Consider the following 18,417-nt stretch of genomic DNA (forward strand, 5'->3'; position numbering starts at 1 on the left):
ATACGACCACATGAAGGCTATTAAATTCTTATACATCGCTGCAACAGCATTGCTGTTTGCAGCTTGCGCTAACGAGGACGATGGGATGGGCAACCGTCCCGTTGCCGCTACCGTACGAGCGGACATATTTAATAGTGTAAATACTCGTGCAACTGTAAATAATACATGGACTGCCAACGAAGATGCTATTGGCGTGTATGTTACCTCCACAGGTTACACGAAAGGGGATAACGTGAAATATGTAGTTTCCGACCAAGCAGGCAATTTCACACCTGCAGACAACCCCATTTATTTCGCCGATAAGGATGAAACCTCTTTTAGCGCATATTACCCTTATTGTAGCTCTAACGACACACGTGTAAACCAGGATGGGACAATAAATTGGCAAGGTGGTGTTGTGAAAGACGGAAAATGTCAATGGGATTTTCTTTTTGCCCATGGTGCAACTGCCCGGCAATCGTCTCCCATAGTACATTTTTCAGGTAACAACGCGTTCAAGCATTGCATGGCAATGGTAAAATTCATTATCAAAGCAGGCGATTTCGTTACCCCAAACGAGACTTTACTTAATGGTGATTTTATCTTGGACGGGGTGAACAACGAGGGAATCGTAAATCCGAAAACTGGCGAGGCTATAGCAAACGCTACAACAAAGACTAAACTATCAGAGCCGATGAATCAAAGTCTGGCTGACGACATAACGATCAGTTTCATTTTGCTTCCCCAGTCTTTGCAAAGCGATAGTTTGAGTGTAAGCCTCAAGGTATCAGCAAATGGCACGACAAATACCTGTTCAACACCTTTGACTTTACCCGCGGACGGTAAATTTAATGGTGGAAATATGTACACCTACACCCTTTTTGTTTCCAATACAAAGATAGAGATCGAAAATTCATCAATAATCCAATGGGGGAAGAGGGATTTTGGTGACTTAGATGTTGATGTAGAACCATAAATATAGTCCAAGTACAATAGGAATATCGGGTTCGTGAGTCCGGTCGCTCACCAACAACAAAAATAGATGATTATGAAGAAGATAAGAATAATTTCCTATGCGGTCATAGCTTTTGTAACCATGAGCTTTGCTGCATGTACGCAAAATGAAGATATAGCTCCAACTTGGGGTGGACAAGAAATCGACGTATCCTTCATTGTTGGAGGCATGCAAACTCGTACCAACATACTAGATAAGGGAGATCATTGGGAGGATGGCGATAGTATAAGGGTGCAAGCTTTCGCGGGAGATTCAACAGGTTACGCTCTTTTTACTTTTTCCAATTCCAATGGAATAGGAAGATGGTCACGTGATAGGCAGTTTTGTTGGTTAGATTTGAATTCCAACCATACAATATGGGCATCATATCCTTGTGATTGTGAATGTTTTTCCTTTGAGTTGCCTGCTGAACAGGAAACATTGAAAAAGCTAAAAAAAGCAGACTACATGAACGGTTCATGGCAAGGAGATCCATATGATAACACAACTATAAGTATACAGATGCAGCATAGAATGTCAATAGTCACCGTAGACTATGAAATTGGCAGTTCGGATTTTGAAGGCAGTCCTTCGCCCACCAAGGTTGAAGTTCTTTCAAAGAACTATCAGGTAAAATTTGACACGGAAGGAAAAATCACTTCTTTAACCGGAGGAGATAAATGGGTAACCGCCCACTTGCATGACGGCAATAAGTTTTCTGCCATCGTTACGCCTGGTAAATATCAAGCCAATGAGGTGTTTATGCGCATCACCCTTAACGGGAAGGAATATAACGTGGCAATAAAGATTGATACAGAATTCTATGAAGGATACCGTCATGATTTTCATCTTAAGATGGGTAAGAAGAAATGCGATCTGGTTCCGGTAAGTGAAGACAACTTATCTGGTTGGACTACAGAAGAAGAACTAAAATGACAAGAGGATAGAACTATGTGCAAAATATATCAATATATAATGATGGCATTTGTTGTCGTAACAACGGCATCATGTGTCAGTGAAATGGACGAGACGGAAATAGAGGCAAGCCAACATCGCATTCAGCTTGTCGTGGATGGTTTCCCTGCATTTGGGGAATCAACTACTCGCGCTATAGGTACACCTGACGTCGGAAAAACATCGTGGACAGAAGGGGATGAACTACTTTTGGCGGTAAACTCTGCATATCACGGGGATAAGTATGCTGTCTTTACATATAACGGCGAGACTTGGACGTTGACAAGTGGTGAATTGTATTTTAGGGAAGGTAATATTGTCAGGGTAACACACGTGTACTATGCTCCCAATTATGAATGGAGTTCCGGTGAACTTGAGTTGAAAGAAGGTAAAGTGGCTGGTACGGACGAATGCATCGAAGGCACGGGCACGACCACGGATGGGGAGACTGTAACCGTTTCTTTCTCAAGTGCCACACGCAAGTATTCACGCTTACGCATCGCGACGGCACCCAATACAGATGTTCTTGTTATAGCCAAAGACTTTATTCCGGCTAACGGTAATAGTGCGGTAAATAACACTTATACTTTCACTTCGGATGCTGATGGTAATGTCTTTTTGTATGGCAATTTTACAATGGATTCATCTATAGAGGTTAAATATGGAGAAAACTCTTTAGTTGACTATACTTTTACAGAGTCAACAAAAGATGGCATAAGTTATGCATTGGATGCGACGTTTACTTCTGCAGTCGACCTGAAACCCAACGACATCATGGAGATGGTCAAAAAAGAAATGCAAGAAGGCAGAACAGATTTCAAAATTATTCTCGCACCTAATGCCGGAGAAGAAGAACTCAAGGCTATAACTAGCATTCTGCAAGATGCTTCTGTAAATCTCACCATTACGGGAATCACGTCTATTCCTGAAAAGGGATTCTCACAGATGGAAAACTTGCAATCCATCCGTTTGCCAGATGTTACGGAGCTTGGGGCTTATGCCTTTGAGGAATGTTCAAATATAAAAACAATAGAGGCTCCTAAACTTGAAAAAATCAATAATGGGTGTTTTAGGAACTGCGACTATCTTCAAAAGCTTGTATTTGGCACGATTACAAGAGTCGATGATACAGACGGATTGTTAATACCCAATAATTCTAGGAATACAATAGATTTAGTCTTATCAGAACAACAGAAGTTGCTCACAAACGATGGTCATGGAATATGGACGCCCGCGACATCTGATGAAAGATATTCTGGATCATCCGAATCTAACAAGAACCAATTTTTTGGGTATATATTTAAATCCATCAGATTTAAGTGAGATAGAGAACAATAACATCACTTTTACAATCCATTTTAGGGTGGGAACAAAAAATAAGACGGACAATTCTAAGTATTCCGGAAATTTGAGTATCTTTGCACAATTTTAATCAAACCGCATAAAGATAAATTCTATGGCAATCTATTTGGACGATGTATCAAGAACTTTCGGAGAATATTTGCTTATTCCCGGTCTAACCACGAAACAATGTATTCCAAACAACGTTTCATTGAAAACCCCCTTGGTGAAGTATAAAAAAGGCGAGAAATCAGCCATTGAACTGAATATTCCGTTTGTTTCAGCGATCATGCAGTCGGTTTCCGACTCGGGCTTGGCCATCGCGCTTGCTCGCAACGGAGGATTGTCATTTATCTTCGGTTCGCAACCTATCGAATCACAAGCAGAAATGGTTCGCAAGGTAAAGAAATTCAAAGCCGGATTCGTTACCAGCGATTCAAACATCACCCCGGAAGCCACGCTGGCAGATGTACTGGCGTTAGTGAAACGCACGGGACATACCACCATGGGAGTTACTCATGACGGAACCCCGAACGGCAAACTGCTGGGAATGGTTACCAGCCGGGATTACCGGGGAGAAAAAGACCCGAAAGACAGAAAGGTGAAAGAATTCATGACGCCTTTCTCCAAATTAACGGTTGGTGAAATCGGGATGACCCTCAGCGAGGCAAACCAGATTATCTGGGATCACAAATTGAACACTTTACCGATTATCGATAAAGATCAAAACCTTGCTTATTTCGTGTTCCGCAAGGACTACGATAGCCACAAGGATAACCCGAATGAATTGTTAAACACCACGGACAAGAAATTACTGGTAGGCGCCGGAATCAACTCTCGCGACTATAAAGAACGCGTACCCGCGTTGGTTGAAGCCGGAGTGGACGTTTTATGTATCGACTCATCCGACGGTTTCTCGGAATGGCAAAAAGAGACGCTGCAATGGATCAAACAAGAGTATAACGGCAAAGTACTCGTTGGTGCCGGGAACGTGGTAGACCAAGACGGATTCCGCTACCTGGTAGAGGCCGGAGCCGATTTTGTCAAAGTGGGTATCGGTGGAGGTTCCATCTGTATCACCCGCGAACAGAAGGGTATCGGACGCGGACAGGCCACTGCCGTGATCGACGTGGCAAAAGCCCGCGACAAATACTTCGAAGAAACCGGAATATACGTGCCGATTTGTAGTGACGGTGGCCTTGTACACGATTATCACATGGTACTGGCTCTTGCCATGGGTGCCGACTTCCTCATGATGGGACGTTATTTTGCCCGCTTCGACGAATCGCCTACCAAGAAATTAATGGTTGGTAATTCTTACGTGAAAGAGTACTGGGGAGAAGGTTCTAACCGTGCCCACAACTGGCAACGCTATGATATGGGCGGTAGCGAATCGCTCAAATTCGAGGAAGGTGTAGACAGTTATGTACCCTATGCCGGAAAATTAAAAGACAATTTGGATGTAACCATTGGTAAAATCCGTTCCACGATGTGTAGCTGTGGTGCTACCACCATCACGGAATTACAACAGAATGCCAAGATTACCTTGGTGTCATCCACCAGTATCGTGGAAGGCGGTGCCCACGATGTGATATTGAAAGAACGCAACAGATAATATCAAAAAATCCCGGATTAACCCTCCGGGATTTTTATTTTTCTTCCTGCTGGCAAGCATTACTCCCGCCCCATGTAACGACAATAAATATTAAACAATTCCCTAGGCATTTTCAGCAAATGCTTGAACTTGATACGACTATCCCCTTTTTCCACCCAAGTATTCAACGGCACTTCATGAATAATCCGGTTATAATCAGCGTGTTTCTCCCGGATTCTCAAGATCAGCTCCACGTCGAAAAGCCAACCGGAACGGAATTTCTCGCTAAACCCGACGGGTATCAATTCGCTTTTCAACAGTTTGGCCCCGCATTGGGAATCATATACCGGAAGTTGATATAACATGGAAACCAACGTGGCAAAACCTCGTCCCAGGTAATGACGATACGCTTTCCTCTGTACATTAGCCCCCAGGCGTTTCAAACGAGCACCCATCGTCATACACACTTCCGGTTGCCTATCCATCACTTCTGCCAGCAGATACAAGTCCTCCAATGGGGTGGCCAAATCGGCATCCAAGTATCCCACGATATGGTAACGATTTAAAGAATTGACATACAATATCCCGCTCCTGACGGCCTCGGCCTTTCCCCGGTTGTCGGCATTGTCTACCAACAAAAAACGATTCGGTTCCAATGCCACGGCCCGCCGTAAAACTTCGGAGGTATTATCCTGACTACCATCGTTCACGAAACAAAAATCAAAACGTTCCTCCTTGCCCACGAATTCCCGGAAGACCTCCAACTCCAAACGTTGTGCCTCGTTATAACACGGGATAATGATACATATCTTTTCCATCAATCATTGTTTTATTTTCGGATTTCCATTTCTTTCGACAAGACATGCCGCAATTCAACCGCTTCCCTGTTCTTCGGGTCCAGTTCTAGCGCCTTTTGAGTCATTTCTGTAGCTGCAGCCCGGCGTCCCGCCGCGAGTTCACACAACGCACGTAATACCAAAAATTCGCTATCCTCTTTAACCCCACTCATCTGTTTTAACAATTGTTCAGCCTCTTCCATGCGTTTTTGTTGAATCAAAGCCCGGAGCTCAATTTTCTGCAACGCTGCTTTATCATGTCCTTGCTCGCGCAACAACGAGGTGACTTGTTCCAGCAATTTGTAATTATTTACGCGGCAATAACATTCTGCCAAAGAAAGCAACACCCGCTCGTCTGCCCGTTTGGCTCTCACAATCTTCTCGTAAGGTCCAATGGCTTGCGAGTAGCTCCCGTTTCGCCGCAGAATATCCCCGCCCAAGGCCAAAGCCTGCGCGTTTCCCCCGTTATATCTCAATGCCTTATTGACATAGTCCAGAGCCTCCTTGTCCTTTCCCTCCGTGTAATAAATCAATCCCTTCAAATAATAAGAAGAAGATGCCACGTCATTTTGGGCTAGCATGGCGTCAACTGCTTGATGGGCTGTCGTGAACTTCTTCAAATCCAATGCACTCAGCACCCTGATATTCAATGCATCCATCAACTGCGGTTGCCATTTCAACGATTCGCCCGTACACCGAAGAGCCTCCTCCGGCTTGCCGATCGTGTAGTACATCCGAGATAAACGCATCCACATCTCCTCGTTCCACGGGTAATCTTTCAAATAATTTTCCAGTTTCGCGATGGCTTCCGGATATTTCTTCTCTTCCTCCAGTTTGATCGCCTCGTAATCTTCCAGAGACCTTCTCTCTCCCACCACGCACATCGGCAACCCGTCAACATCGACCGAGTACAGGAAGCCCTCTTTCACGGGGAAAAGACCATTTTTCAATTGGAAACTATTGATATACACGTTATCGAATATCATGTAATCCCACTCCTTACTGAACTTATCGTAATACCGGCTATACACGATGGTTATATTCGTATCCTTCCGGAAATAATGTTGTAAGTTCGCACTATGATTTGTCACGATCCGTAGAGGACGTCCTTTATAATCCACGTTCTTCTTGAACCAATCCACCCCTTTTTTCAACGAATTATAATAGTAGTCCGTTTCGTAATCCCCGTAAGCACCTCGTACGCCTCCCACCAACTCGTTGAAATAAACATAGTCATTGGGATGATTCACGGCCATGTGACGCGCAGGCAGGAACAACAACCCGACAAACACGACCACCGTGATCCCTTTCAAATATTTAGGGGAAACGGACAGCATTAACGTCCAGAACCGGGCAGCCAGCAACACCATGAAAGGCATCACGAACAACAAATGACGAATACCCCCGTACAAATTCGATTTCTGATAAATGACCCAAAATACGGGAAATACCAGCGCGAATAAAATGAAAAAGGAGGGTAAGGAGAATTCTCTCTTCCGGAAAATCATGAAAAAGAGATACCCGATAAAACCGATCACCACGACCAAGGGAGACCCGATCAGCAAGTATTTCGGGGCATAATGAACGGGCAGCATATTCGACATCATTTGTTTTCCCTCGAATATCGTACGCAACCCGATATTATAATTCGTGAATTCCTTCAAAGATACGACCACATTAGCAAACGGGCGAGCCAATGCAAAGGGCCACGTGATGATAGACAAGAAATAACCGACAAACAGGACGAGTACAATCAAGAACAGGATGTTTTCAACTTCTTTACGGTATTTCATAAATTTATAGAACTCCTTGAACCCAACCCGTAAAATGTAGAACAAACCGCCATACATCAACAAATACGGGAACAAAAGCAAGCCCCCGGAACGAGTTCCCAATGCCAACGCGATTCCCAGCATGGCACCGATCATGTGACGCAATTTAACCACGGGATAGCGATCGAACATCCGTACAAAATAGAATATGGCCACCAAATACCCGACGGCAAAAGGAATATCCTTCAAGTTATTCATGCTATGCCCAAAAAATCGAGGAGAGAAAAAGAGTAACAACATGGAAATCAATCCACACAATCCTCCCCCGAAACGTAATCCAAACAAACCGATCGTGATTACACCCAGAACTCCCACCAAGGCACACACCACATGACGCACGGCATAGACATCATCCGCACCGATGATGTTAGCCACCACGGCCGCGACAACCTGCATCGAATTACCGTAAAGGTGTAAAGCTGTTTTGGGCTGATTCAACGCGGCCTTATCTCCTTTCGTGAAGAAATCAAGCACGTAACCGGAATGCCGGTGGTCGACAAACTCGTCCCCGCTAATCCCGTAATCCTTACTGATATAAGGCATATAGAAAAAGATGAACAAACCGAATAACAACATCAACATCCGGTACGTCATGTCCCGACGAGATCGACCGGAAACATCAAACAACGTGGAAAAGAAACGGCCTGTCGTCAAGAAGCGGAAAGGTATTTTCCAAAAATAATTCAGGGCAGGATCCGAAACATTCTCCGCCTCCTTCCAAGTAATTGCTGCCTCCAAAGCTTCGAATTTCACGAACGCTTTCTGCAAGCTATAACTCACGGCCCGCAACAAATTCCCGTCCAAGTCATTCCCCGCGTAAGCCCTCATGAACAAAGACTTGTTACCGATCAACACGGGAGAATCCGTAATGACACGATCCCCCCGCCACAAGGCAACATCCACAAAACCAAGCCACAATTTACGCTTCCGGTTGCTCACGTAATAAAGATAATCCTCGCGTGCCGTCTTTTCATAAACTTGCTCGAGCGTGTCCAACACGGGCAGTGCCACCCGATCCAGATCAACAAGCATAATATCCTCGGCTTGAACCTCTTGTAGCACATTTAGAAACTCTTCATGCTGACAACCAGCCTGTAACAGGATGATTTCTTTATTGGAATTCAACGAGGGTAATTGGAAATCAACACTTTTCGTGAAACCAATTACCTGGATTGACTTATTTACGACTTCTTCCACTGTAAAATTTATTACACAACTAATTAATATTCCGCCAACTTATGGTCTTTAACGGGCATAAAGATATAAAATAAGTTATCAACTCCCAAGACTCTTTCTGTCATTTCATTGTCAGATTAAAACGTTGTAGCACGTCCGATTTATGACGTTATGTCAGTAAATATGACACCAAGCAGGCCCCTGTAAGAGATTTTTATGAAAATAAGTCTTATTTGGGAACTGGCACACCGTTTGATAAAAGATAAGTGTTCTTGAAACTATTCAAGGATAGAGAATGAAAAAAATAATAATAACATTATAAATATTAAACAATATGGGAAAGATTATTGGTATAGACTTGGGAACCACGAACTCTTGCGTTGCCGTGATGGAAGGTAACGAACCGGTGGTGATCCCGAACAGTGAAGGTAGGAGAACAACACCATCTATTGTTGCTTTTGTTGACAATGGCGAACGAAAAGTAGGTGATCCTGCAAAACGTCAGGCTATCACAAACCCGACGAGAACAATATATTCTATCAAACGTTTCATGGGTGAAACATTTGATCAAGTAGACAAAGAGATTAACCGTGTAGCTTACAAAGTAGTAAGAGGAGAAAACAATACCCCGCGTGTTGAAATCGGTGACCGTAAATACTCCCCGCAAGAAATCTCAGCCATGATTCTTCAGAAAATGAAGAAAACAGCCGAGGATTACTTGGGACAAGAAGTATCGGAAGCGGTAATTACGGTTCCCGCGTACTTCAACGACGCTCAACGTCAAGCCACGAAAGAAGCCGGAGAAATCGCCGGATTGAGTGTAAAACGTATTATCAACGAGCCGACTGCCGCAGCATTGGCTTACGGGTTGGATAAACAAGATAAAGATATGAAAATCGCCGTCTTCGACTTGGGAGGTGGTACCTTTGATATTTCTATCTTGGAATTAGGTGATGGCGTGTTCGAGGTAAAATCAACCGATGGTGATACACACCTGGGAGGTGACGATTTCGATGACGTAATCATCAACTGGTTGGCTGACGAGTTCAAGAAAGACGAAAACGTGGATATCCGGAAAGACCCGATGGCTCACCAACGTTTGAAAGAGGCTGCCGAGAAAGCTAAAATCGAGCTTTCAAGTTCAACCTCCACGGAAATCAACCTGCCGTACATATTCCCGGTTGACGGAATTCCAAAACACTTGGTAAGAACCTTGACCCGGTCACAATTCGAGCAATTGACGGATCACTTGATACAAGCTACCATCGAGCCTTGCCGTCGTGCATTAAAGAATGCCAACGTGAGTGCATCAGACATCAGCGAAGTTATTCTAGTAGGTGGTTCTACTCGTATTCCGGCTGTTCAGAAGAAAGTTGAAGAATTCTTTGGCAAAGCACCTTCCAAGGGAGTTAACCCGGATGAAGTTGTAGCCGTAGGTGCTGCCATTCAGGGTGGTGTGTTGACCGGAGAGGTAAAAGACGTGTTGTTACTTGACGTAACCCCGCTTTCTTTAGGTATCGAGACTCTAGGTGGAGTGATGACGAAATTAATCGAATCCAACACCACGATCCCGACCAAGAAGTCAGAAGTATTCTCCACGGCTGCCGACAACCAACCGTCTGTTGAGATTCACGTGTTACAAGGAGAACGTCCTTTGGCAAAAGACAACAAGACAATCGGACGTTTCCACTTGGATGGACTACCACCAGCCCCGCGTGGAGTGCCACAGATCGAGGTTAGTTTTGACATCGATGCCAACGGTATTCTGAAAGTATCTGCAAAAGATAAAGCTACCGGAAAAGAGCAATCCATCCGTATCGAGGCTTCATCAGGACTTTCCGATGCCGACATCAAGAGAATGAAGGACGAGGCGGCCGCTAATGCAGAAGCTGATAAAAAGGAGAAAGAGCGGATCGACACGATTAATAAAGCCGACAGCATGATCTTCCAAACGGAAAAACAATTAAAAGAATTTGGAGATAAATTACCTGCCGACAAGAAACAACCCATCGAGACAGCCCTGCAAAAACTGAAAGATGCTCACAAAGCTCAGGATGTTGCTGCCATCAATTCGGCTATCGATGAATTGAACAACGTGTTCCAAGCAGCTTCTCAAGAAATGTACAACGCCCAACAACAACAAGGCGGTACACAACAAGGAGCCCCTCACGCTGATCAACAACAACAAACGAACAACGGAGGAAAAGATCAGGAAGTAACTGACGTTGACTTCGAAGAAGTGAAATGATTCCGATAAGGAAACAGATAATAAACAATAAACGCAAAAATGGTGCAGCTCAATGAGTTGCACCCTTTTTGCGTTTATGGGGCTCATGGTTGTTATGTGTTTTCTATGGGCTTTTTTATCTCTTATTTGCGACATGTTTGCAACACGTCTTACTTGGCGATAAGGTACAACTTAAAAACACGGCATCGACCTATTTTTCCATACTCAAAGCCGAATTGAAACAGGCATTCATTGATGAATATCTGACGGTTGACATCAGCGCAAAAGTAAAAGGAATAACAAACATAGAGACACCTCGTGTTGCACTTACCATGAATGAAGTACAAATGTTGGTTGATACTCCTAGTTTTTTACACCCTTAGATTCAATTAAAAAATGCCGAGTAAGCCTCCTTGAACAACCCATATCCTACCTTTACAAACTATATTCTATCTACATACTTGCTATCAACCATGTAAAAACTTGTTTACATTTACTAAATACATACTACTCCTCTCCTATTTCAATAGGAGGAGAATGGGAGCGGAATGGGAGGGGAATGGGAGCGGCTCGCATTATGATGGCTAGATGATAGATAATTAATACAAAGTATGTTAATTATTACAATAGAAACAGGTATTAAAATCCTTCTGAACTCAAACTCTATTCGAAAGACTTTTTCAATAACCTATCCCTCCCGTCGGACTCAACGGATACACATGGATTTTCGACAAGATTTCAAACAAAAACAGAGTATTATTTTCAGATAATAATCGTGAAGACCGTTTCCTTACCCGCTATGGAGGAAGCTTTTAGATTACCACCGTGCATTCGCATAATCTGACGGGAGATGCTTAGCCCGATGCCAGACCCCTCTTCTTTGGTGGTAAAGAAGGGGACGAATATCTCGTTCATGATTTCGGGAGGAATGCCGGGGCCATTGTCCCGTACCCGGATCAACACCTTGCCCGTAGCCCCTTGTTCAGCCGAAAGGGTGATGCAAGCGTCTGCCCTACCCCGCAAAGCGTAAAACGCGTTTTTCATCAAGTTCAAAAGGACTTGCCCCATGAGGTTCGGGTCAGCAAATACTTTCAAGTCGTCCGGTTGGATGCAAATATCGATCTTGACTTCCGGGAAATTCGGTTCCGTGCTGCTCAGGATCACCACCCGCTGGATAAATTCGTTCAAGTTGATCAATTCCCGTTCGGGACGGGGGATGCGGGTAAACTTGCGATAGGATTCCACGAAAGAGATTAAGCCTTTGCCCGTTTCACTGATCACCTTCAACCCGTTTTCCGTGTTGCGTTTCAAATCGTCGGGAGCGATTTCCGGGTCCGCGTGCATGGAAAGTAACGTGTCGCTTAAAGAGGTTACGGGGGCGATCGAGTTCATGATCTCGTGCGATAGCATACACTTATACACTCATAGAAGATTGAATCATAACGAACTCCAACAAGCCATCCAATCTGCTCCCCGGCACAGGGATATCAAAAAAATACTCACCGTTGTACAAATTACAATTTTCAGCGCCCTCCTTTTCTGTGCCCTCGTGGTATCAAGGCAGATGAACTATATGCAACACATGGATTTGGGTTTCAATCAGGAAAACATCTTATATTTTTACTGGCCGGACAATGAATTGCGATACGAAACCCTAAAACAAGAACTGCGACATCACCCTGCCATATTTAACGCCAGTAATGGTTACCCCCTCCCATGTTACGAAAGAGCCGAGTCGATCACAGTACCTAACCAACCGGAGAAAACTATTAAAGCTCGTATTATTCTCGGCGATGCTGACTATATCGATACTTACCAAATTCAACTTCGGGAAGGCCGATGCTTAAAAAAGTATAACTATCCTATTGATCTGAAAGAATTTGCAAGAATCCGTCCCAATCATATCCGGGAAGCTATCGTTAACCAGTCTCTCGTGAAAGCTCTTCAACTAGAACACCCGTTGGAAACCATTCTCAACTTATGGGATTATGAGTACCTTCTCAAAATAGTGGGGGTCGTGGACGATTTCCAGTATTTCCCACTATACAAATACACGGAGCCCGCAATCATCATGTACGAATTTCCTCAAATATCCTCCACGATGATCGTTCACTACCAAACGGGAGAATTCCAAAACGTGTACCGTTATATCCGGACAATGTTTCAAGAGAAATTTCCCAATACCGTTTTTAAATGTGAAGAATACAATTTTTCAGAATTATACGGCAAAGATATCGCTGTTGTTAAACTCATCATTTTGTTCGCCCTCATAACTATTCTCATCGGTGGTATGGGTATTTTCGCGTTCTCTACTTTTATGGTTGAAAGTAAGACCCGGGAAGTCGCCCTACGTAAAGTAAACGGAGCTACCGAATGGCAGATCATGCAACTCTTTAATCAACAATTCTTCACGAGAGTTCTCCTAGCTTGTTTTATCGGTCTGCCCGTTGCTTACTATGCCTCGAAAGAATGGTTAAAAGGATTCGCTTACAAGATTGAAATACACGCAGGATTATTTATATTTGTTTTCCTCACTTCCGTCTTTGTCGTCCTCGCCATCACAACTTGGCAGACTCGAAAGGCTGCCCGTCAAAACCCGATAGATACTCTTAAAACCGAATAGCCATGCAAGATGTTCAATTCAAAATCATATTTCGAGGATGGATAAAAAATAGGACCTACACACTGATCTCTTTGGTCAGCTTGATCTCGGGGATCACGTGTTGCACGCTATTAATAACATTCGTGCTACACGAATATCGAATCGCACACTCTATACTGAACGAGAAAAACTGTTATCTCGTTCAAACACAAAGGAAACAACAAAACATTCTCAATGATGTTGTTACCTCTGGAGCAATCGTAGTCCAACTCAAGAACACTTATCCAGAGGTAGAAAATCTCTGTGTATTTAGGTGCGAGAATCTTCTTTTCTCCGAAAAAGCCGAAGAAGCAGAATACAGAGACGCCTATTCCGTTACGCCTAGTTTTACAGACTTTTTCAAACTCCCCCTACTGTCAGGGGATTTACGTAAGACACTCTCGTCTCCTAATGAAATTGCAGTTACCCGATCTTTTGCTCGCCAACATTTCGGAGTTGCCAATCCTATCGGACAATCGCTCATGCTAGGACGCTATATTATTCATTTTGACGGAAAGAAAAACATCTACAAAAAAATATTCGAACTTTATACAATCACTTCCGTGATTAATGATTCTCAAAAAAATTTTCTCCATTTCGGGATTTTACGAGGTTTATCCGATAAAGAAGTATCGCAATATACCGGATTTTCTTTTTATACATTTATAGAACTTGCTCCTAAAATTTCTGCCTCCAAATTTCTAAATAAAATAAAGGATTGGAACAAAGAACAATTTAAAGATGAAACCATTCATCTTAAACCCGTTGAGCAACTCTATTTGGCAAAGGCCACTCATTTATACGAAGACGGGTTAATCTTTAAACGTGATCCTTCCTTTGTTTATCTCGGCCTAGGAGTTGCCATACTCATATTCATCATTGCCTGTTTTAATCACATCAACATTTGTTTAACCCGTACTATTCAACAAGTAAAAACAACAGGCATTCAACTCATATCAGGCGAATCGAAACGAGGCATACAAAAACAATTGATCATGGAAACCGCATTACTCGTGTTGTTCTCCTTTATTGTATCCATCGGCATCATCCATGTACTTATTCCTTATTTCAATACATTCATTACTTCCGATTTATGTCTATCGGATTTGTATGCCGGAAATACTCCACTAGTACTTCTTTTGGTACTTGTTACTATTATCATCATACCACCCCTGTACGTAATACTAAAAATCAATAGAAATTCATTAGCCGAAATCCTAAAGAACGAGAACAAACAAAAAACTATTCTTGTTCGCAATATCGTGATCGCCCAATTTACCATATCCATCATCTTGACAACTACCGTAGTAAACATTCATCACCAAATGAATTTTGCCACACATTGTCGTCCGCATGCAGACGAGATTATTATATTGGGATGGGAGCTCTATACCGTAGAAGACGACATTATTAAAACTTTCTGGGAACGACTCTCGTCTATACCCGAAATCACGCATCACACAAGAACCAATATCGTGCAGAATTCCACTTATGGATTGGAGGATATGGAAGCAAATTGTACTGATGCAGACCCTTCTTTTTTGATTTTTATGACATACAACTTCTCGCAGGAAGACGATTCTCTCCCGGAGAAAAGGGATTACACGAAGTTATCGTGAACGAGGCATTCTTGAAGAAAAAAGGAATGACAGAACCTTTGGGTAAACCATTTCAATTATGGGAAGAAAACTACACGATTGTCGGAATCGTCGCTGACTATCTAACAGATAAACTCTCCCGACAAGTACTTCCCATGTTTATCCGGTTCAGCGATACCGGATCCGAACGTCATATCATTCGTATTCAACCCGGTACCCGAAAAATAGTCGAAGAAAAGATTAATGCACTTTGGGAACAAGTTGCACCGGGAGCAATCGAAATAAAAACTTGTAGTATGGCCGAACGATTCATGGAGTTTCACGAAGAAGAGTTACAAGTCATGAAAATTCTTTCGATATTTTCCTATATCAGCATTTTACTGGCCGGAGTTGGATTATTCGGGTTGGCATGGTTCTCCGTGGAGAACAGGCGGAAAGAGATCAGCCTACGTAAAATCAACGGGGCCAGTGAAAACCAGATCACCGTGTTGTTGTGCGCCCGATTTATCAAATGGATTCTGATCGCTTTTTGCATCGGGGCGCCGATTGCCTATTACTGCTCGGCACAGTGGCTCACGCAATTCGTTTATAAAAACGAGATGTCTCCGGTATCATTTATTTTTATCGGTATTGCGGCAGTCATTATTGGCACGCTGACCGTTGCCTGGCAGGCGTTTAAAGCCTCCCGGATGAATCCGGTAGATAGTATAAAATAGGGGAAAGTCAAGCGTTCTTTCCCCTATCCAAATCGTTCTCGTCCGGTTCTGTACCCAAGGCATCGGACTCTTCTTTCATTTCGTCCATGTAATTCGCCAAGTTATCCCGGGCGTCATCATCGTTGTTCTCCAGGATTTCACCTAAAGCGTTTATATATGCCTCGTGCAATTTTTCATCCTCTTCGGGTGTCAGATGCTTTTTCACATCCATGTTCTCTTGTTTCTTTCCTTTCTCTTTCATAACTGTGTTCGTTTGAATTTAATACGTGAAACGAAAGAAAAGGGAAAAAGTTCGAATATCACGCTTGCTTGATCGAAAGTCCGATACGTTTCCGGGCTTTGTCAACCTGTACGATTTTCACTGAAACATGCTGATTTAAAGAAAGCACGTCTGCCGGGTTCGAAATATATTTATCGGCAATCTCGGATATATGTACCAGGCCGTCCTGTTTCACGCCAATATCCACGAAGGCGCCGAAGTTTGTCAGATTGGTCACGATTCCCGGAACAACCATCCCGATCTCCAGATCATCAATGGTGTGAATGTTGTCAGCAAAACTGAATACTTTAGCCACAGAACGGGGATCACGTCCCGGTTTCTTGAGTTCTTCCACGATGTCTTTCAAGGTAGGCAATCCAATCCGGTCATTCACGTAACGGGATAGTTCGATTTTGTTGCAAGCCTCTTCGTTACCGATCAATGATTTCAGCGGGATGTTCAAGTCTTTTGCCATCCGTTCTGCCACGGTGTATGATTCCGGATGCACGGATGAGTTATCCAAAGGATTCTCGGCTCCCTCTATGCGAAGGAATCCGGCACATTGCTCGAATGCTTTCTCTCCCATGCGTTTCACTTTTTTCAATTCATTGCGACTACGGAATGCTCCATTCTCCTTGATGTAGTTCACCACGTTTTCTGCCAAGGTAGGTCCTAAACCGGAAACATACGTCAACAGATACTTGCTTGCCGTGTTCACGTTCACCCCCACCCGGTTCACGCAGGACTCGACCACCCGATCCAGACTCTCTTTTAATTTCGTCTGGTCGACATCATGCTGGTACTGACCTACCCCGATAGACTTCGGATCAATCTTCACCAACTCGGCCAACGGGTCCATCAACCGACGTCCGATGGATACCGCCCCGCGAACCGTTACGTCATACTGCGGGAACTCGTCCCGGGCTATCTTAGAAGCCGAATAAATTGATGCGCCACTTTCACTCACGACAAACACTTGTATATTCCGGTCATAACGCAAATTCTGGATAAATCGTTCGGTTTCACGTCCGGCCGTACCGTTACCGATAGCAATCGCCTCGATTCGGTAAGAGTTGACCAGGTTGGTAATTTTATTGGCTGCCTGCTTCACCTCGTTTTGTGGCGGATGAGGATAAATGGTTTCATTATGCACCAGATTTCCCGTCTCATCCAGACAAACAACCTTACATCCCGTGCGGAATCCCGGATCTATACCCAACACGCGTTTATTTCCCAGAGGCGGAGCCAAGAGTAGTTGACGCAGATTTTCAGCAAACACTTTAATCGCTTCTTCATCCGCTTTTTGCTTACCGCTTTGCAGGTATTCGGTCTCGATAGACGAAAGTAACAAACGTTTGTACCCGTCTTTCACGGCCATGGACACTTGCTCTGCACTCTCGTTACGACCTTTCACGAATATTCTCTCCAAAGACTCGATCGTTTCCTCTTCCGGTATCTCGATCGCCACTTTCAGAATACCTTCCGCCTCCCCCCGACGAATCGCCAGCATCCGGTGGGAAGGGATCTTCCGCAAAGGCTCGGAATAATCGAAATAATCCGTGAATTTCTCCCCTTCTTCCTCTTTCCCCTTCACGACTTTCGCTTTTACCACGGCCACCCGGTCAAAGGAACGACGCACGGTGTTGCGTGCCCGGTCGTTTTCGCTGACCCACTCGGCAATGATATCTCGGGCTCCTTGTAAAGCCTCCTCTTCATTTTCCACGTCATTCTTCACGAAACGAGCCGCTTTGTCCCACACGTCCCCACTATCCTGTTTCATCAATATGGCAGCCAAAGGTTCCAATCCTTTCGCTTTTGCCTTCGATGCCCGAGTTTGTTTTTTCGGTTTATAAGGCAGGTAAATATCTTCCAGTTCCCGTAAATCGGTACAATGTTCTATCTGTTTCCGTAGTTCCGGAGTCAGTTTTTCTTGCTGTTCGATACTCTCCAACACGGTCTTTTTTCGTTTTTCCAGTTCTTTGAACTGTTCATAAATCTCCCGAACCTGTCCCACCTGCACCTCGTCCATACTCCCGGTCATTTCTTTTCGATAACGGGAAATGAAAGGTATCGTGGCTCCTTCATCCAATAATCCTAATAAATTTTTTATATATCTACTCTCAAAACCACTCTTTTGCGTCACGAATGTGACCGGATCTATATAATATTCCATACGTAATTTATTTTAGATTGCTAAGATACACACTCTTTATTTAATCGCTATCTCTATCCAGCAAATAATTTAATCGAATAATTCATATCTTTGCTTG

13 protein-coding genes and 1 pseudogene are annotated in these 18,417 nt (G+C 43.7%); 9 read left to right on the forward strand and 5 right to left on the reverse strand.

Annotated elements, in window-relative coordinates; genetic code table 11:
* The first annotated feature begins 10 nt into the window (after window positions 1-10).
* The 4 genes from D8S85_RS05030 (at window position 11) to D8S85_RS05045 (ending at window position 4,883) form a co-directional block, all read left to right on the forward strand.
* Window positions 11-955: a fimbrillin family protein gene (locus D8S85_RS05030; RefSeq protein WP_106479851.1), complete on the forward strand. Its 945-nt coding sequence runs from the start codon at window positions 11-13 to the stop codon at window positions 953-955.
* Window positions 956-1,027: 72 nt separating this feature from the next.
* Window positions 1,028-1,909 carry a fimbrillin family protein gene (locus D8S85_RS05035; RefSeq protein ID WP_158641506.1) on the forward strand — a complete coding sequence of 294 codons (882 nt, stop codon included), beginning with the start codon at window positions 1,028-1,030 and terminating at the stop codon, window positions 1,907-1,909.
* A 39-nt stretch (window positions 1,910-1,948) separates the two neighbouring features.
* A complete protein-coding gene (locus tag D8S85_RS05040) occupies window positions 1,949-3,250 on the forward strand; it encodes a leucine-rich repeat domain-containing protein (protein ID WP_158641507.1) in 1,302 nt (433 codons plus the stop codon).
* Window positions 3,251-3,383: 133 nt separating this feature from the next.
* Complete coding sequence (locus D8S85_RS05045) at window positions 3,384-4,883, forward strand: IMP dehydrogenase (protein WP_106479854.1); 1,500 nt, start codon at window positions 3,384-3,386, stop codon at window positions 4,881-4,883.
* Between the two features lie 59 nt (window positions 4,884-4,942).
* Here D8S85_RS05045 and D8S85_RS05050 read toward each other — a convergent pair whose 3' ends face one another.
* A complete protein-coding gene (locus tag D8S85_RS05050) occupies window positions 4,943-5,680 on the reverse strand; it encodes a glycosyltransferase (RefSeq protein WP_106479855.1) in 738 nt (245 codons plus the stop codon).
* Between the two features lie 11 nt (window positions 5,681-5,691).
* Window positions 5,692-8,727 carry a tetratricopeptide repeat protein gene (locus D8S85_RS05055; protein ID WP_106479856.1) on the reverse strand — a complete coding sequence of 1,012 codons (3,036 nt, stop codon included), beginning with the start codon at window positions 8,725-8,727 and terminating at the stop codon, window positions 5,692-5,694.
* Between the two features lie 313 nt (window positions 8,728-9,040).
* On the opposite strand from D8S85_RS05055, the gene dnaK reads away from it, so the two are divergent.
* Window positions 9,041-10,954: a molecular chaperone DnaK gene (dnaK, locus tag D8S85_RS05060; protein WP_106479857.1), complete on the forward strand. Its 1,914-nt coding sequence runs from the start codon at window positions 9,041-9,043 to the stop codon at window positions 10,952-10,954.
* A gap of 173 nt (window positions 10,955-11,127) precedes the next feature.
* Window positions 11,128-11,298 (forward strand): annotated as a pseudogene (locus D8S85_RS05070) (site-specific integrase); the annotation flags it as partial.
* Window positions 11,299-11,695: 397 nt separating this feature from the next.
* Here the strand turns inward: D8S85_RS05070 and D8S85_RS05075 are convergent.
* Complete coding sequence (locus D8S85_RS05075; RefSeq protein WP_158641508.1) at window positions 11,696-12,355, reverse strand: sensor histidine kinase; 660 nt, start codon at window positions 12,353-12,355, stop codon at window positions 11,696-11,698.
* Window positions 12,356-12,497: 142 nt separating this feature from the next.
* Here D8S85_RS05075 and D8S85_RS05080 point away from each other — a divergent pair, with 142 nt between their 5' ends.
* From D8S85_RS05080 to D8S85_RS05090, 3 genes are read left to right on the forward strand one after another with little or no spacing between them, the layout of a single operon-like run.
* Window positions 12,498-13,556: an ABC transporter permease gene (locus D8S85_RS05080; RefSeq protein ID WP_158641509.1), complete on the forward strand. Its 1,059-nt coding sequence runs from the start codon at window positions 12,498-12,500 to the stop codon at window positions 13,554-13,556.
* Window positions 13,557-13,558: 2 nt separating this feature from the next.
* Window positions 13,559-15,193 (forward strand): ABC transporter permease, encoded by a 1,635-nt coding sequence (locus D8S85_RS05085; RefSeq protein WP_127074876.1) that lies wholly within the window; start codon window positions 13,559-13,561, stop codon window positions 15,191-15,193.
* Window positions 15,190-15,888: an ABC transporter permease gene (locus D8S85_RS05090; protein WP_127074877.1), complete on the forward strand. Its 699-nt coding sequence runs from the start codon at window positions 15,190-15,192 to the stop codon at window positions 15,886-15,888. The genes D8S85_RS05085 and D8S85_RS05090 overlap by 4 nt, the downstream gene beginning before the upstream one ends.
* 7 nt (window positions 15,889-15,895) lie before the next feature.
* On the opposite strand, the gene D8S85_RS05095 is transcribed toward D8S85_RS05090, so the two are convergent.
* Together D8S85_RS05095 and D8S85_RS05100 are read right to left on the reverse strand one after the other, a co-directional pair.
* Entirely contained in the window at window positions 15,896-16,129 is a 234-nt protein-coding gene (locus D8S85_RS05095; protein WP_106479861.1) for a hypothetical protein, read from the reverse strand.
* Between the two features lie 58 nt (window positions 16,130-16,187).
* A complete protein-coding gene (locus tag D8S85_RS05100) occupies window positions 16,188-18,320 on the reverse strand; it encodes a Tex family protein (RefSeq protein ID WP_240648889.1) in 2,133 nt (710 codons plus the stop codon).
* Window positions 18,321-18,417 lie beyond the last annotated feature (97 nt).

The organism is Butyricimonas faecalis (assembly GCF_003991565.1).
Lineage (GTDB): Bacteria > Bacteroidota > Bacteroidia > Bacteroidales > Marinifilaceae > Butyricimonas > Butyricimonas faecalis.